At 48.3% G+C, this 15,860-nt stretch carries 10 protein-coding genes and 2 tRNA genes; 7 read left to right on the top strand and 5 right to left on the bottom strand.

The window, feature by feature from the left end; all coding sequences use genetic code 11:
* The first annotated feature begins 1 nt into the window (after position 1).
* Positions 2-2,197, top strand: coding sequence for a FecR family protein (locus B147_RS0116795; protein ID WP_157237927.1), 2,196 nt, complete (start codon positions 2-4; stop codon positions 2,195-2,197).
* Between the two features lie 18 nt (positions 2,198-2,215).
* Entirely contained in the window at positions 2,216-4,477 is a 2,262-nt protein-coding gene (locus B147_RS28690; RefSeq protein WP_020588362.1) for a CHASE2 domain-containing protein, read from the top strand.
* A 1-nt stretch (position 4,478) separates the two neighbouring features.
* Here the strand turns inward: B147_RS28690 and B147_RS0116785 are convergent, their stop codons facing one another.
* Together B147_RS0116785 and B147_RS0116780 are read right to left on the bottom strand one after the other, a co-directional pair.
* Positions 4,479-5,528 carry a ChaN family lipoprotein gene (locus B147_RS0116785; RefSeq protein ID WP_020588361.1) on the bottom strand — a complete coding sequence of 350 codons (1,050 nt, stop codon included), beginning with the start codon at positions 5,526-5,528 and terminating at the stop codon, positions 4,479-4,481.
* On the bottom strand, positions 5,528-6,316 hold the full coding sequence (locus B147_RS0116780) for a TIGR00266 family protein (protein WP_020588360.1): 789 nt from the start codon (positions 6,314-6,316) through the stop codon (positions 5,528-5,530). Before B147_RS0116780 ends, B147_RS0116785 begins: the two co-directional genes overlap by 1 nt.
* Before the next feature lie 340 nt (positions 6,317-6,656).
* On the opposite strand from B147_RS0116780, the gene B147_RS0116775 reads away from it, so the two are divergent.
* Genes B147_RS0116775 through B147_RS0116755 form a run of 5 tightly spaced genes read left to right on the top strand, consistent with a single transcriptional unit; the run spans position 6,657 to position 13,890 of the window.
* Entirely contained in the window at positions 6,657-8,645 is a 1,989-nt protein-coding gene (locus B147_RS0116775) for an ABC transporter substrate-binding protein (protein ID WP_020588359.1), read from the top strand.
* A 9-nt stretch (positions 8,646-8,654) separates the two neighbouring features.
* Positions 8,655-11,306: a cache domain-containing protein gene (locus B147_RS30450; RefSeq protein WP_169400721.1), complete on the top strand. Its 2,652-nt coding sequence runs from the start codon at positions 8,655-8,657 to the stop codon at positions 11,304-11,306.
* A gap of 15 nt (positions 11,307-11,321) precedes the next feature.
* Positions 11,322-12,146, top strand: coding sequence for a phosphocholine cytidylyltransferase family protein (locus tag B147_RS0116765; RefSeq protein WP_020588357.1), 825 nt, complete (start codon positions 11,322-11,324; stop codon positions 12,144-12,146).
* An 8-nt stretch (positions 12,147-12,154) separates the two neighbouring features.
* The gene (locus B147_RS0116760) at positions 12,155-13,261 is read left to right on the top strand and encodes a pyridoxal phosphate-dependent aminotransferase (protein WP_020588356.1); all 1,107 of its coding nucleotides are present in this window, start codon (positions 12,155-12,157) and stop codon (positions 13,259-13,261) included.
* On the top strand, positions 13,258-13,890 hold the full coding sequence (locus B147_RS0116755) for a CDP-alcohol phosphatidyltransferase family protein (RefSeq protein ID WP_020588355.1): 633 nt from the start codon (positions 13,258-13,260) through the stop codon (positions 13,888-13,890). The genes B147_RS0116760 and B147_RS0116755 overlap by 4 nt, the downstream gene beginning before the upstream one ends.
* A 25-nt stretch (positions 13,891-13,915) precedes the next feature.
* Here the strand turns inward: B147_RS0116755 and B147_RS0116750 are convergent, their stop codons facing one another.
* The 3 genes from B147_RS0116750 to B147_RS0116740 form a co-directional block, all read right to left on the bottom strand.
* Positions 13,916-15,184, bottom strand: coding sequence for a hypothetical protein (locus B147_RS0116750; protein WP_020588354.1), 1,269 nt, complete (start codon positions 15,182-15,184; stop codon positions 13,916-13,918).
* Between the two features lie 200 nt (positions 15,185-15,384).
* Positions 15,385-15,476 (bottom strand) — tRNA-Ser (locus tag B147_RS0116745).
* Positions 15,477-15,490: 14 nt separating this feature from the next.
* A tRNA-Ser gene (locus B147_RS0116740) sits at positions 15,491-15,578 on the bottom strand.
* Positions 15,579-15,860 lie beyond the last annotated feature (282 nt).

Below are 15,860 nucleotides of genomic sequence, written 5' to 3'. Positions count from 1 at the left end.
GATGATGATAAAATATAGAGTTACCGGATTGATGGTATTATTGGTTCTGACCTTTCCCGTATTTTGTATAGGCGGTCAGGATGAATTTATCGGAAAAGTTGTGGCAGTGCGGGGAAAGGTGATGGCTGTCGAGGAAAACGGGCAGAAAAGAGATCTTGGCTTGAACGCACAGGTATTTTGCCGGGATGTTATTGAAACAGGGACCGGGCGCGTTCAGCTCATGTTCAAGGATAATACCCTGATCACCCTGGGCCGTAATACAAAGATGAAGCTTTCCGCCTATGAATGGGATCCTGAAAATAAAAAAGCAGGCATGGAAACCCAGATCCGGGAAGGCAGTTTCAGGATTATGGGAGGTGCCATCACCCGGATGGCACCTGAAAAATTCAAAACGACATCAGTGTCCGGGACCATTGGCATCCGGGGCTCCATGTATGCCGGAAATCTTCGGGGCACCCGGTTGACGGTACTGTTTCACGGCGGCAAGGGTATTTACGTCCGGAACCGGGCTGGCCGGGTCGACATCCGCCGTCCGGGGTTTGCCACCCTGGTAGCGCATGCGGATAAGGCCCCGGCATCTCCGGCCAGAATGTCCACTTCCGATTTGATGGAACTTGAAACCCTTTTATCGTCAGACCAGGCAGGGCAGGGGGAACAGGGTGAGCAGGCAGAGGAAGGAATCGGTGTGGCGGAAAATTCCCAGACCCAGGAACCGGATGGGACCCAGGAAACCGCAAGCACGTCGGATTCAGAGACCGATACTTCAGCATCGGACAGTGAGGCGTCTTCCCTGTTGGTTGAGGGCTCAGATACTCTGGATACTTACTTTTCCACAGATACAGGTTCATCGGTAGTGTCGGATACAATATCAACCTTTGCTCAGATTTCCCTGGAAGAAGTCGCCTATGCCGCAACAGAAAACCAGGATGTTCTTGACCATCTTAAATCCCTTGGGTTTACGGGGTCCAGGTCCACGAGTGTGCCTTCAACCGGGTTGTGGAAATACACCGGTAACATGAAAAGCACTTTGGAGCAGGAAGATGCCCAGGATATGACATTTGTTGTTAACTGGGACAACCGCCGCATTATGGTTTTTGAGGAGTTCAATACCGGTTCATCAAATCAGGGAATAGGGTTCGGTTTCGGGGAAATTTCGGATCACGGAGAAATTTATAATGTGGTGGTATTAGGTTCGGATTCATCAGATGGTCCTGTCTTCGCACTGGACGGCACGGAAACATTCGGCTCTTTCTATGGCACTGCCCAGGAGGCCGTGGGCCTTGCCATGGAAGGCGCGGATGTGAATATCCAGAATCAGACCCAGACCTCTTACTGGTCCGACACCCTGGCCGGTCTACTTTCAAATAAGACCGCCAATTCTTTTTCCGGTATTGCAACCTGGTCCGGCTTTTTTACCGGTGTGGGAGAGGATATGAGTGACCCCTTCACTGACCGTCAGGTATTTCTAAATGATGATAAAAGTAAGTTTTCCTTTACCATTGATAAGGACGGTGGAACATTCCTGGGAGCCATGTCAGGAGACGATATAAACGGGTCTGCCACCATAAGTAACATGGGCATCGGCGGGAACGCTTCCCATTCGGCTTATTTAACAGATAGTATCCTGGCAGCCACCCTGACCGGCAGCAATGTCATTTATAATGGCGGCACCGCTTCCTTGAAGTCTTATGGTAACTATATGGTCACGTCCAGAGAAACCCCATTGTCTTCGCACACCACGTGGGGGTACTGGGAAGCCGCGTATGTTGATCCTGCCACATCCAATGATTATCACATCCACATTCCGGGATCTTTCTGGATCGCCGGTGCGGCCACTGATACCGGTGCTGTACAAGATCTGATCACGAGTGGTTTCACCGCCACTTATATAGGAAAGGCCCAGGGGATCATGTTCTCCAGTTCGATGAGCCTTACGAAATTGACCAATGGAAGCACCAGCTTGGACATTGATTTCGGTAACAAGACTGTTGACGGGTATATTAAGTTTGATGAGATTACACTTGATCTTGCCAACGGTTCGGTTACGACTTCGGGATTTTCCGGCCAAATTCAGGGCGCAACGACAAGCCAGGTGTCAGGCGCCTTTTACGGTTCCAACGCACAAGGTGTCGGGGGAAATTTTTCAGCCACAGCCAGCGGTACCCAGTACCTTGGTATTTTTGCCGGGGACCGGTAAGGGTATTTTTAAGCCGTCATGTTAAAAGATCAGTCTTTTTCCTGGCCCGCTTTTTTTCTCGGTTGCAGCCTGATTGCCGCAACTTGTGTAATCCTTTATATGTGCGGCAGCGAAAAACCTTCCTTGATTGCTGCCATTGACAACCGAACCATGGATATCATGTTCAGGGCCAGAGGTGCCTGTCCGGATTCCGGCCAAGTGCTCATCGTGGACATTGATGAAAAAAGTCTTTCTTATCTGGGACAGTGGCCCTGGCCTAGAAACGTCATGGCTAAAATTACCGACCATCTGATTCAAAGCGGTGTGCGCGCCGTTGGGTATGACATTTTGTTTGCCGAACAGGACCGGACCTCTCCTGCCTATTTTATTTCCCATCTGGATAAAAAAACAGCCCTTAAAATTCCCGAGACCCTGGTTCACACATTGGGTAAGGATCCGGCCTTGGATTATGACCGGGTGTTTGCCGAAGCACTTTCCCGGGGTCCCACGATTCTGGGGTATGGATTTCAGTTTGTGGACAGCGGCTTGATAACCAACCACGCCCAGCCCTTTCCCTCGGGTGTTATCCGCCTGGAGCCCGCAACGTTGCAATTTAACCGGATCTCCTTGATCCCCGCTTTCAGGGCGGTGCTCAATCACCCATCCGTGGCGGCATCCCAGAGCGAAGGGTTCATCAATGTGCTCACGGACGATTCAGGAACTGCCCGCCAGGTTCCCCTTGTCATGGTTATGGACAATATACCCTATCCATCCCTGGCCCTGGAGGTGTTCAGGGTGGGCATGGACATTCTTGAAATGACCATTCATGCATCCTCCCGGATTAAAGCTGCCCGGCAGCCGGTTCTTGGGATCTCCCTTGGTGACAGGTTTATCCCCACGGACAGTGTCGGGCAGATTTTTGTCAATTACAGGGGACCTTCGGGCACATTTCGTTATATCAGTGCCGTCGATGTCTTGGACAAAGAGATTGTGCCTGAATTGAAAGATAAATTTGTTTTTATTGGGGCTTCGGCCACAGGGCTTTTGGATCTCAAAGCCACCCCTTTCGGATCTGCGGTTCCCGGGGTGGAGGTGAATGCCACCATTGTGGACAATCTGATTCGGTCAGACCCGTTTACCTATGACCGGATGACGGAGATCGGGCTCAATTATACCCTGATTGTTCTAAGCGGGCTTGCCGTGACCCTTGTTCTGTGTATCCTGGGGCCTGTGGCCGGCGGCGTTGCAACGGCAGGCTTTCTAACCTGTACCATAATGGGAAATTATTTTTATTTTTTCTTGAATCATCAGCATGTGGGGATCAGTATGCCGTTGATTTCTTCGACAGCCATTCTTCTTATCATGAGTATTTTCAAGGCATTCAGGGAAGGCAAGTCCAGGCGTTTTATCCAGGGCGCCTTTTCCCGGTATGTGGCCCCGGATGTGGTTAACCATTTGATCAAAACCCCTAAAGCCCTTTCCTTGAGCGGCCAGGAAAAAATATTGACCGTAATGTTCTGCGATATCCGGGGATTTACGACCCTTTCGGAAAAGATGAATCCCCAGGAGTTAGGCCATTTCATGAATCGGTTTTTTACGGCCATGAGTGAAAAAATCATGGAAAACGGCGGCACCGTGGACAAGTTCATTGGAGATGCCGTCATGGCCTTCTGGGGCGCACCTAAAGCTGATCCTGACCATGCTCTACATGCGGTTCGCACCGCGCTTGAGTTTAAAGGTGTATTGGAAAATTTGGCCCAGGCATGGCAGAAAAAGGGGCTCAGGGGTATATCCGTTGGTGTAGGCATAAACACCGGGCCTGTGAGTGTCGGTAATTTCGGCAGCCTGCAACGGTTTGACTATACTGTCATGGGCGATAATGTAAATCTGGCATCCCGCCTGGAAGGGGCAAATAAAAATTACGGTACATCCATTTTGGTTTCCAAGGCCACCCGGGAACTGATCAAAGATAAGTTTTTCTGCCGGTTTATTGATAAAGTCCAGGTTAAGGGCAGGCAACAGCCGGAAGATTTGTATGAACCCTTGTGCCTGGGTTTTCCTTCCCAGGAAATTATTAACGAGATTCGTGTATTTGAACAGGGGGTTGACACCTTTCAGCAGGCGGATTTTAAAGTGGCAAAAAAGATTTTTTTACAATTGGACCAGACCAATCCCTGCCGGCTTTATCTGTCTTATCTGGATCGTATCAACGGTTATCTGAAAGCATCCGTTCCCCCGAACTGGGATGGGGTTGAGCGCCGGGAGCGGTTGCCGGTGGTTAATAGACTGACCACGAAGTGATTTATTTTTTGTGCTTTTTCATTTTTTCCAACGCGGTTTTAAATTTTTCACACGGGTCTTCATAAGATACCCGCTGGGTGAACCACAGGAAGTCTGCAGGGGGAACCGGATCAAAGCCTTCAAGGGACAGGGGTGCTATATACTGGGCCAGGTCAGCCGGTTCTCTTTCTATTTCCGTTATGGCCAGATTTATTTGGGTGGCATTCGGTTTCAAGTGATGCACCCGGTCCAAGACACCTAAACCATACTCGGTATGGCCCGCGCCTATTATAATGACGACAGGCCCTGTTTTTCGTCCTGCCTCATCGCGCTCTTGGGTTTGCACGGCATTAAACAGTTCAGTCACGGACAGGGCCATCCGGTCATTGCGCGTCATCCAGGTATCATACAACCGCTCTGTCATCCGGCCATGATCCATGCCGCAGTGAACCGATACAAAAACCGATTTCATGTACGATTCATAGGCTGTATTTGAAAGTTTTGTGGAAAACAGCTGCTGCAATTCAATGGGGGACAGGCCGTCAAGTCCTTTGCGGGTTATCCGGCGCTTCTGGGTGGCGGACAGATCAAGGCCTACGGCAGGCAGCCCGTTATCCACCGCGAGCCTTATCAGATTCCAATAATAACCCCACATGGTGTCGGATTGTTTTTTCCATCCCAGTTTTTCCCTGATCCGTTGTTCAACGGCTTTTTCCATCTTAGGTGAATGCACTTTTTTCCCGGCATCCACCAGGTTGAGCAGCAATGGAGTGTTCTGGTATGAAAAAAATTCAAATCCAAGTACCGGTGCGTATCCCCGGTCAATAATGGCCTGGAGAACCCGGTGCTGAATGGCATGGTGCATGGGATTATCATGCTTTTCGGACAGATAAACTATATCGCTGTGGATAAGAGTGTCCACAAGATCGGCAAAGCAGACAGGTTCCCCGGTCTCCCCTTTGACCAGGGCCCCGATTAACGGATCATCGCGCATGACAGTTTTGGACGTTGTGGCACAACCGCAGAACAGACAAAAGACGCACCCTGTTAAAAAATAAATCAGACGTTGCATTAATCTCCATCCAGAAGGCGTCCAAGACCACCCAAAACGGAACCTTCCCCTTTAGATGAGCCCCCGGCACTTGGCGCATGGCTGATAATGCGGTCTGCCAAGCGGGAGAAAGGCAGGCTTTGCAGATAAACGCTGCCGTATCCTTCCAGTGTCGCCAGAAATAACCCTTCACCACCGAAAAACATGGACTTAAGCCCGCCTGCCCGCTGGATATCATAATCAATTCCCTGGGAAAAGGCCACGATGCAGCCGGTATCCACCATCAACCTTTCGCCGTTCAGTTCTTTTTTAACGATGGTGCCGCCGGCATGAACAAACGCCATACCGTCACCTTCCAGACGCTGGAGAATGAACCCTTCGCCGCCGAAAAAACCGGCCCCAAGTTTTTGGTTAAAGGTAATGGAAACTTTTGTGCCAAGGGCTGCACACAAAAAAGCATCTTTTTGGCAGATCAACTGTCCGCCGACGGCAGCCATGTCAACGGGAATAATTTTACCGGGGTAGGGGGCCGAAAAAGCCACTCTTCTTTTGTCATGTGCCTGGTTGGTAAAATGGGTGAGAAACAAGCTTTCACCGGTGAGCGCCCGTTTGCCTGCACTGAAGAGTTTGCCCATAATCCCTTTGTCTGCTTCAGAGCCGTCCCCCATTTTGGCTTCAAATGCGATGCCCTGCTCCATCCAGTTCATGGCCCCGGCCTCGGCAATCACGGTTTCACCGGGATCCAGTTCCACCTCAACGGCCTGCATGTCATCCCCGAAAATTTCGTAATCCACTTCATGGCATTGCATCGTTGATCTCCTTTAAACGTATGTATAATGAAATATTTTGTCTTTTTGACAGGTAGATAAAATTTTCACTTTAAAATACAGTATATCAGATATGTTAGTTGTTTTTCCAATAAAAAGTCATCAAAATATCATTAGGTCGTATGAGAAATTCATTAGCCGAAAAACTTGTAAATTTCGTAAAAATCAATTAGCTATATTAGAACTTTTATATAAAAGCTTAAATAACTTCTTAAATAACGTTCATGTTTTGTTGTGGGTTGAGACTGGGTGTTGATGGACCAGGTCAGCCCATGGCTGTTATTTGAATACGTTTCGTTTGGAACAGGGGCCCGGACTTCTTATGAACTATTTGTCTGCCATCTTTGGATTCTTTTTTATTTTCCTGGGGATTACAACCCCGGCTTTTTGCGCTCCTTTGTTGACGATTCGGACTGCAGAAGGCCTTAAAACAAAGTATCGGAACCAAATGGAAGCCGATGAATTCAGAAGGTTCCTGGGCCGGGATTTTACGGTCAAGGAGAATCCTTTATTCGCCGACCGGGTAAAGACGGGGCGTTTGCCAAATGTGGCTGACAGACTTCCCCAAGAGCCACTGGTGGTTATTCCGGAAACCGCAGTGGGAACCTACGGGGGGACCCTGAAAGGTCTGTCCCTTTCCTATGAAACCGGGAACGCGGAAATCCTTTCCTGGCGGCAGGCCAACCTCGTCAGATTCAGCAGTGACAACCGGACCATTGTGCCCAATGTTGCCAAGTCCTGGATGTGGAATAAAGACTATTCCCAGATTACGTTTTTTTTCAGGAAAGGTCATCGCTGGTCCGATGGTGAGCCGTTTACAGCCGACGATATGCTTTTTTATATGGAGGATATTATTCTCAATAAAGCCATCCATGACAAGATACCGTCTCCCTGGGGCGAGTTTGGCGTCAGAATTGAGAAAATAGACGAAACCAGTGTGACCCTAATTTTTAATAAGCCCTATACCTCGCTGCTGTTTTACCTTGGTGGGAACGGGTCTTACTACGATCCGTTTGCCCCCAAGCATTTTCTCAAACAATTTCATATCAGATACAATCCGGATGCTGACAAACAAGCCCGGTCACTTGGTTATAAAAATTGGGTTGAGCGGTTTAAACTTTATTGGGACCGGTGGAAGGACGCAATTGTAAATAAGGCGGAAGGGCTTGAGGTACCGACACTGGAAAGTCATATCCTCAAACAGGAACCCACCGGGAGCAGCCGGTTGTTTGAAGCCAACCCCTATTATTTTAAAATTGACACCGGCGGAAATCAGCTTCCCTATATTACTTACCACCATGAGCGGTTTCTTGAAAAAAAAGAGTGGGCAAGGCAGATTATCCAGGGACGCGTGGACCAGAAATCCCAGAATATGCCTCTGGATCTCTACCCTTTGCTCCAGGCATCAAAAGACAAGGGCAATTATACCATTCAACTTCCTATTACCGGATTGGGACCGGTTCTTTTTTTTAATAAGACCCACAGGGATCATGTAAAAAAGAGGATTTACGGAACCCCGGAATTTAATTTTGCTGTGTCCCTGGCTATAAACCGCCAACGGCTTAATCAAGCTCTGTTTTTAGGATTGTGTAAACCCCAGCAGGCCTTGCCCCAGAACCTTTCCTTTGTAACTGAAGCTGATAAGGCGTTCATGGCTGAGTACAACCCGGTAAAAGCAAGTCAACTATTGGATGAAATGGGCTTGAAAAAAGGGCCTGGGGGCTACCGGCTTCGTCCGGACGGTGACATTTTAGTTATAAACTGGGAATACAGTCTTCAATATGTCTGGTCCCATGACTTGCCCCAGTATATTGCCCAGGACCTTAATGCTGTTGGTTTCAAGGTTAACCTAAGGGAGGTTAGCACCAGAGAGGCCAGGGAAAAACAGTTGTCAAACTGCAACGATATTTCCAATGAGTGGGTGGCCCCGTTTGAGCCCACCTTGTTTGCCTCCCCCAATACATTTATGCCGCCTTATGGGACGGCCTATCCCGTGACCGGCATTGCCTGGTGGCAATGGAAACTAAGCAACGGACTCACAGGGGAAGAACCGCCTCAATGGGTAAGGAGCCTTTGGGAAGTGGGGGAGGAATTTGTCACCCTAGTGCCGGGATCTGACTGGTATAATGCGCTTGGCAGGCAAATAATAGATCTGAATCTTAAAAATTTGAGTGCTATCGGCACCCTTTCCGAAGTTCCGCTGATAACCATCGTGTCCAATAAGCTGGCAAATGTTCCGGAATGGAAGGTCAACTCTTTTTATTATGGATATGCTTATCCTTATCGGCCGGACCAATGGTATTTCAAATAGATAATGCGCTTGAGTCTGAAATATAAATTTTTGCTTCCTACCTTGATCATCATGATGATGGGCATGGGGACGATATCTGTTTTTGCCCATATTAAGGCAAAAAAGGCATTGTCAAATATCATCGAAGATGAAATTGACAATGTTACTCAGACCATAGCAAACTCAATGTCCACCTGGCTTTACAACCGGCGGCTGGATATGGGTAATTGGAGTCAGCAAGGGGTCTACAGGAAAGCGCTTCTCACCTCATTTCTTGGGGTTACTGCAAGGGATTTTGCCGCCACTCAGCTTAATCGAATTAAAAATGATTATGGATATTATAAGGATATCCTCCTGGCCGATGCCGCCGGCAATATCATTGCCACTACCTGGGAAGGCCATCCCCCCCGGGCCAATGTCAGCCAAACCCGCTTTTTTAAAAAGGCCCTGAAAGGGAGGGTTTATATGTCTGACCAGGTGATTAAAGACCGGGCGGACGGGGGCTTGGTTTTTATAATTTCGGCGCCTGTAAAGGACAAAGGTGTTGTTGCAGGGGTTCTGTATGCGGTATTTGATGTTGACACCTTTGCCAAAACCTTTATCAACCCCATCGGAATCGGCCAGAACGGCTATGCCTATATTGTTACCCATGACGGCCATATTGTGTCCAATCCCGATCAGACAGAAATTTTCGGTAAAGATATTTCCGAGTTCCGGTTTGGCAGGCAGATACTGGCAGAGGGGGCCGGGGTGATTGAATATGAACTCTCGGGAAATCCCATATTTGCTTCCTATAAAAAATTGGGGGAAATGGATTGGACCATCGTGGTCTGCGCCTTTCGGTCGGAAATTTTTGCGCCGGTGGAAAATTTGAAGACCTTTAATATTATAATCACCCTTGTTGCGGTTATTATTCTGTCCATTGTCCTTTTTGTGATCGCCGAATCCCTTTCCAGGCCTATTGGAGAGATGGTGTCCGGCCTAAAACTGATGGGAAAAGGCCATTTGGATTTTCGTTTGAACATCCGCCTGCCCGATGATGAGGTTGGAGAAATAGGGTTGGCCCTCAATAAAATGGCAGAAAACATTGAATTGTCGGAGTTTAAAATAAAAGAACAAAACAGGCTTTTGAAAAAGGCAAGAGATGAATTGGAGTTGAGGGTGGAGGAGCGGACCGCAGACCTGGCCCAAGCCAAAGAAAAATACAGGAGTATATTTGACAATGCCGTTGAGGGCATATTCCAGATAACGGACCAGGGCCTGCTCATCAATGCGAACCCCGCCCTGGCAACTATCTTTGGGTATGAAAATGTTGAACAGGTGCTTGGCAAGAATATTTTCAGCCTTTTATTGCTGCCGGCCGAGTCCCGGAAGGCATTGTCCGATTATTTTGATGCCCATGACGAAGTCATCGGCTATGAAACAAGACTGGTTCAAACCGATGGAACTCCCTTTTGGTGTTCCATTGCCGCTAGGAAAATTTTCAATGATGAAGAGCCCTATATCTGTTTTGAGGGGTTTGTGGTGGATATCACCCAGCGCCGGGAGATCGAGATTGCCCAACGTGAGAGAAAGGCTGCTGAAGCTGCCAACAAGGCAAAATCCGAGTTTTTGGCCAATATGAGTCATGAAATAAGGACCCCGTTAAACACATTAATCGGTTTCAGCGAATTAATTGCCAATGAAATGACGGATTCCAGATACAATGCTTATACAGAGGCCATCAAAATATCCGGCAAAAGTCTGCTGACCCTGATAAACGATATTCTCGACCTGTCCAAGATAGAAGCCGGCAGAATGGAACTCAGCTACGGCCCGGTAAGTATTGACCGCCTTTTCAATGAAATAGGTCACATTTTTAAGGGGAAAATCCATGAAAAAAATCTTAAATTTATCATGCATCTGGAACAGGAGATGCCTGCCTATTTAGAACTTGATGAAAGCCGGATCCGGCAAATTTTATTAAACCTGGTGGGCAATGCCATCAAATTCACCCGTAAAGGACATATCCGGCTGGCGGCAAACACCAGGCCAGGGGAAACTCAAGGCCGGTTTGACCTCATTCTGCTGGTCTCAGACACAGGGCCTGGAATCCAACCTCACCATCAGGATATCATATTTGATTCTTTTAGGCAGGTAGGCAGTCATTTGAACAAACAGCATGGTGGCGCCGGGCTTGGACTGAATATCTGTAAACGGCTGGTTCACGCCATGAACGGAATTATCAGTGTGACCAGCACGCCGGGACAAGGCAGTTGCTTTCGGGTGTGCTTCAAGGATGTTGCTCCAAGTATAGAATACGGGGCAAATAATTGTCCTGAATCTTCCCCTGATCACTCCCTCCTTCCCAGGCCGGGGGACTTTCTGGATGATCTTCGTGTAGAGGAGATTGTCGACCCTGAATCCCTGGCCCATCTTTTGGAAACGGAATTTCTTCCACGCTGCCACGCATTTGAAGATTCCCTGGTTATCAGCCGGGTGACAGAATACGCAGAATTGCTTCTTGCCACAGCAGAAAAACATAATTTAAACCTTCTAATCATATTCAGCCGTGAACTTTTGGAAAGTGCCGCAGTTTTCGACATCACACGGATAAAAAATAATCTTGACCGGCTTCCCGGTCTGATGCGGGATATCATTCACCGCCTTAAAAACGGAAATAATCTATATCTTTTACTCTAAGGGGGGGGGCTAATTATGTCTCATGCTGATCAACAAATTTTCACAGCACTTCTTCTGGCAGCCGGTACAGGAACACGGTTGAGCCCTTTAACCGCTAATATGCCAAAATGCCTTACCCGGGTGAACGGGATTCCCATACTGGAGCGCCTGATGTCAAGTCTTATCCGTCACAGGTTCCGCCGCCTCATTGTTGTCACCGGCTATATGGACCATTGCATACGATCCTTCTTGAAACCCTATTCGGAAAGGATGGAAATCTCTTTTGTTCATTCAGACCAATACAGGACCACAAATAATATTTATTCCCTCTGGCGGGCCAGAAATGAGATAAAAGACCCCTTTCTTTTACTTGAGAGCGATCTGGTGTTTGATCCCGAGTGCATAGGCCCCCTTTTGACGCCGGACCGGATCGCCATCGCACAGGTAAAACCCTGGATGGATGGGACAATGGTCTCTGTGGACCGGTACGGGAAGGTAAACCGGTTCCTGGGTATTCATGAGACAGAGCAGCGCCTCCCTTTGTATAAGACCGTCAACATCTACAGTTTATCGCTGGAATCATGGCAGTATGTTATTCAGGAACTGGACCTGGCCATTAGAAAGAAAAAATTTCAGGCCTACTATGAGTATGTGTTCAGTAAATTGGTCCGTCAAAAACAACTTGAGTTGACCCCAGTCTTTTTTGACAAAACCGCCTGGTATGAAATAGATACCATTGAAGATCTTATCCAAGCGGAAAAGCTTTTTGCCGGTTGTTTAAAATCCGTTACCCCAGAAGTGGGGGCAGGCCTTGGGGGCTGCCGGTCAACTTTTGCCGGCAATCATTTTATTGAAAATTGAGGATGCCAATGACTCGCCCATCATCCAAAGCGTTATATACACATCTCAGAACCCAGCACGGTGGGTATCACCGCTATGGACTTACCGATCACGCCTACCTCTATAATCTGTATTTTCCGCCCGAAGCCCTTATTGATCATCTCAAGGCAGAGACACTTAACCTTGTCCGGAACTATCCTGTGGCCCAGAAAGACCTGGCCGGCCTGGTCCAGAAAATTTCATACATCCCCCGTGAAAATCTTGTGGTGGGCAACGGGGCCGCCGAATTGATTAAAATTATCTCTACCCAGGTCGCCCGAAGGCTGATCATCCCGGTTCCGTCATTTAATGAGTATATTAACGCGGCCCCCGGGGCAGGGGCTATTGAATTTATGCTTCATCCCCCCGAATTTGAACTGGATCCTGAACGCTTTGTCAGTCAGGCGGTTTCCTCCGGGGCTGATACGGCTGTGATTGTCTCCCCGAACAATCCCACATCCCTTGGGGTTTCCCCGGAAAAAATTCACTGGATGGCCGAGCGGTTCCAGAACAAAGAGATCTGTTTCATTGTGGATGAATCCTTTATTGACTTTTGCGACACTGCTTCGGCGCGTAGCATGGAAACCCATTTGTCCCGGTATCCGAACCTGGCTGTCATCAAAAGTATGAGCAAGGCCTATGGTATCTGCGGCCTTCGTCTCGGGTATCTGGCCACAGAGAATGAACGGCTGTTGTCTATCCTTAAAGCCGGTGTTCACATTTGGAATATCAACGGATTTGCCGAAGAGTTCCTCCGTCTCCTTCCCAGGTTTGAAGACGCCTTTAAAACCAGTTGCCGCCGTGTGATCAACGACCGGGATGATTTTTACCGTGGCCTTTCACAAATTCGGGACCTTAAGGTCTTCCGGCCGGATGCCAATTTTATTTTTTGCCGGCTGCCGGATTGGGCGCCTCCGGCAGCAGATATCGCTGAACAGCTTTTTGTGAGGCATCAGATTCTGGTCAAAGAGTGTTCCGGTAAAACTATGGCCGAGGGTGACAGGTATCTTCGGATTGCCAGCCGAAGGCCTATGGAAAATAAAGTATTCACAGAGGCGTTCTTTTCCTTGCTTGAATCCTTGGGAGGGGGGGCATGAGTCAAGAACCGGTAAAAACAGAGCCTCCTTCCATGCTCTCCTTTGTCCGGGACCTTCCCAACCTCTGCTCCCTTACTGGGCTGTTCTTTGCCTTGCTCAGCATTTATGCCGTCGTGACCTCTCAATTTAATCTGGCTGTTGCAGCCCTGCTCTGGGCTGTTTTTTTCGACTGGGCCGATGGAATCGTTGCCAGGCGGCTCAAAGGGCGGACTCATATTCACAGTGCTTATGGGGCGCAATTGGACTCCCTGATCGACATCATCAGTTTCGGTGTCTGTCCGGCAGTGATTCTTATGGGTTACGGGGGGTTCTCTTTCTTTTGGTTCGTTCCTGCCTTTATCATACTCGGGGCAGCGGCTATCCGCCTGAGTTGGTTCAATGTTTTCGGGCTCTCGGAAGATGGAAGCTACAGCGGCCTTGCCCTGGATAATAATATTCTCATTGCAGCCCCCCTTTTCCTTTTCAGCGGCAGCTTTGACCCCCGAACTTTTACATGGATGCTGGCAGTGCTTTTCCTACTGCTCAGCGGGTTGAATCTGGCCCCGGTAAAAACATCGAAGTTCAGCAGCCGTTGGTTTCCCGTCCTTGGGGTCTACTGCGTTATGATGACCTGGGCTCTTATATTTTAATCGGGAATTTATTGTTTACCGGTTCTTAGATCAGGCCTGCACGTATCATCTCCCCTTCAAGTTCCTCAAGGGCTTCAAGGTCCGGGGCCATGAGAATGACGGCATACGCCCCTGTTTTTTCCAGGTTATCGCAATTATAGGGGAAATAAGAGCAGTTTTTTTTTCCGTCATATAAAATGCCGGCCGAGGTCTTGGCAAGATGCTGAAATGGATTGGGTGCGGTCTTTGCTTTCAGGGATTTCCAGCAGGGAACCGTGCCGGTCAGGTTCTGGATATTTTCAACAATGAACTTAACATAGGTTGACCCGTTTACCCGGGCATTGTTTTCCACCGGGAAAATACCCTGGCCTGTCTGGATATAGTCGATACCCACGACTCCCACATATCCCTCATGGGCCATTCGGGTGACAATTTTATGGGATATCTCTTTTATGGTCCTGCAATCAAATTTAGGCGGGGTATCGGTCCGAATATTTCCCTTATGCCACAGCCCATTAAGGATCTGGTTCCGCATGCCCTTATGGATGATCTCTGCTTTCCTGTTGATGACCCATTGGTCACCGGGAGAGAAGTCAGCCGTTAAAAAGGGTTCAATCATCAGGGTGTCAATGCCCAGATCCAGCCACTTTTCATGGAGTTGTGAAAGGTCATTTCCGTCTGTTTTATATACCATTGACAATCCTGTGTTATCCATAGCGGCCCGGATGATGATTCTGTCGTATTTTTTCAGAAATGGTTCGGCAATCTCCCCAAGGGCGAAAAGACTTTCATGGGACCTTTTACCGGGGTTAAAACAGGTTCCTTCAATAACGGGAATTTCCAGATCTCGGCAGACCTGCTTAAAAGAGACTTTATGGTTATACTTAAGGGTCAGGGACGGGGAGGCCCCAAACAGGTCAGCTCCCATGGCTTTTGCGGCCAGGGCTTCGGTTTTATCGGACAGCCATGGGAAATAGACAGGCCGCTTCCCTGTTTTACGGATGGCCTTCTTTACCGGCTCTGGATTTTTCAAGATCAGCTCTGACAGCAGTTTCTCAGACCGAAGTGCCCCATAGGCCACCACATGATCGGTACCCAAGTCCAGGGATCTCAACCAGGACTGGTACCCTTGGTCAAGCACGCCTTTGAGCAGGACAATATCTTTTTGGGTTGCGCATGCCAGAGCTCTTTCGCACTTGTCTGCAATACAACCTGCCGGCTGTGTAAACTGGGACAGGTTATCTGCCCCAAAGACGAGGCACTCATCTTCATCATTTACTATACTCTGCCTGAACGTCTCTTTTTTTTCTGTCATGATCAGGTCCCCACTGGGTTCATTTTTTTAGAAGTGCTTCCGGATTTTGTCCGGTGCCGGAAAAAGCGATTTAGCTGTGAATGATTGTTTTATCATCGGGAAAGGGTAGCGAAAAACGCTTTGTTCTCAATTATGCTGGAAAAAAAGAAAAAAAAGAGGGGTTGAAACCGGACGGTCAACCCCTCTTAAAGCCTTATTACTGGCGGAGAAGGAGAGATTCGAACTCTCGGTACAAGTTTCCCCATACACTCGCTTAGCAGGCGAGCACCTTCAGCCACTCGGTCACTTCTCCACAAATTGTCTTTTTGGCGGAGGAGGTAGGATTCGAACCCACGAGGCTTTAACACCTAACGGTTTTCAAGACCGCCGCCTTCAGCCGCTCGGCCACTCCTCCAAAAATCAACCCGAGCAATATAACACCCCATCTGTGATGGGTCAATTAAAAAATTATGTTTAATCTCGGTATAGATCAGCGCTGACGCATCAAAATTTATTATCAATGATATCAGGGGGGCGGAGCGACATCTAAAATTATTTTGTCGCAAAATTATAATAGACACTCTGCAGGTCTTTTGATAATGTAACGTGGATGTGTGTGAGTTCACCCACCAATCGAAACGTTACATTTGAGGAGAAAACGCTGTGATAAGCCAGTGTGGTCGGCAGATTAAAAACG

The sequence above is a fragment of the Desulfobacter curvatus DSM 3379 genome (genome assembly GCF_000373985.1).
In the GTDB taxonomy this organism is placed as follows: Bacteria; Desulfobacterota; Desulfobacteria; order Desulfobacterales; family Desulfobacteraceae; genus Desulfobacter; species Desulfobacter curvatus.
This window is presented reverse-complemented; position numbering and strand designations above follow the sequence as displayed.

Excerpts from the sequence above, each read along its gene's own strand:
- B147_RS0116795 (WP_157237927.1), top strand. The coding sequence starts at position 2 with ATGATGATAAAATATAGAGTTACCGGATTGATGGTATTATTGGTTCTG.
- B147_RS28690 (WP_020588362.1), top strand. The coding sequence starts at position 2,216 with ATGTTAAAAGATCAGTCTTTTTCCTGGCCCGCTTTTTTTCTCGGTTGC.
- B147_RS0116785 (WP_020588361.1), bottom strand. The coding sequence starts at position 5,528 with ATGCAACGTCTGATTTATTTTTTAACAGGGTGCGTCTTTTGTCTGTTC.
- B147_RS0116780 (WP_020588360.1), bottom strand. The coding sequence starts at position 6,316 with ATGCAATGCCATGAAGTGGATTACGAAATTTTCGGGGATGACATGCAG.
- B147_RS0116775 (WP_020588359.1), top strand. The coding sequence starts at position 6,657 with ATGAACTATTTGTCTGCCATCTTTGGATTCTTTTTTATTTTCCTGGGG.
- B147_RS0116765 (WP_020588357.1), top strand. The coding sequence starts at position 11,322 with ATGTCTCATGCTGATCAACAAATTTTCACAGCACTTCTTCTGGCAGCC.
- B147_RS0116760 (WP_020588356.1), top strand. The coding sequence starts at position 12,155 with ATGACTCGCCCATCATCCAAAGCGTTATATACACATCTCAGAACCCAG.
- B147_RS0116755 (WP_020588355.1), top strand. The coding sequence starts at position 13,258 with ATGAGTCAAGAACCGGTAAAAACAGAGCCTCCTTCCATGCTCTCCTTT.
- B147_RS0116750 (WP_020588354.1), bottom strand. The coding sequence starts at position 15,184 with ATGACAGAAAAAAAAGAGACGTTCAGGCAGAGTATAGTAAATGATGAA.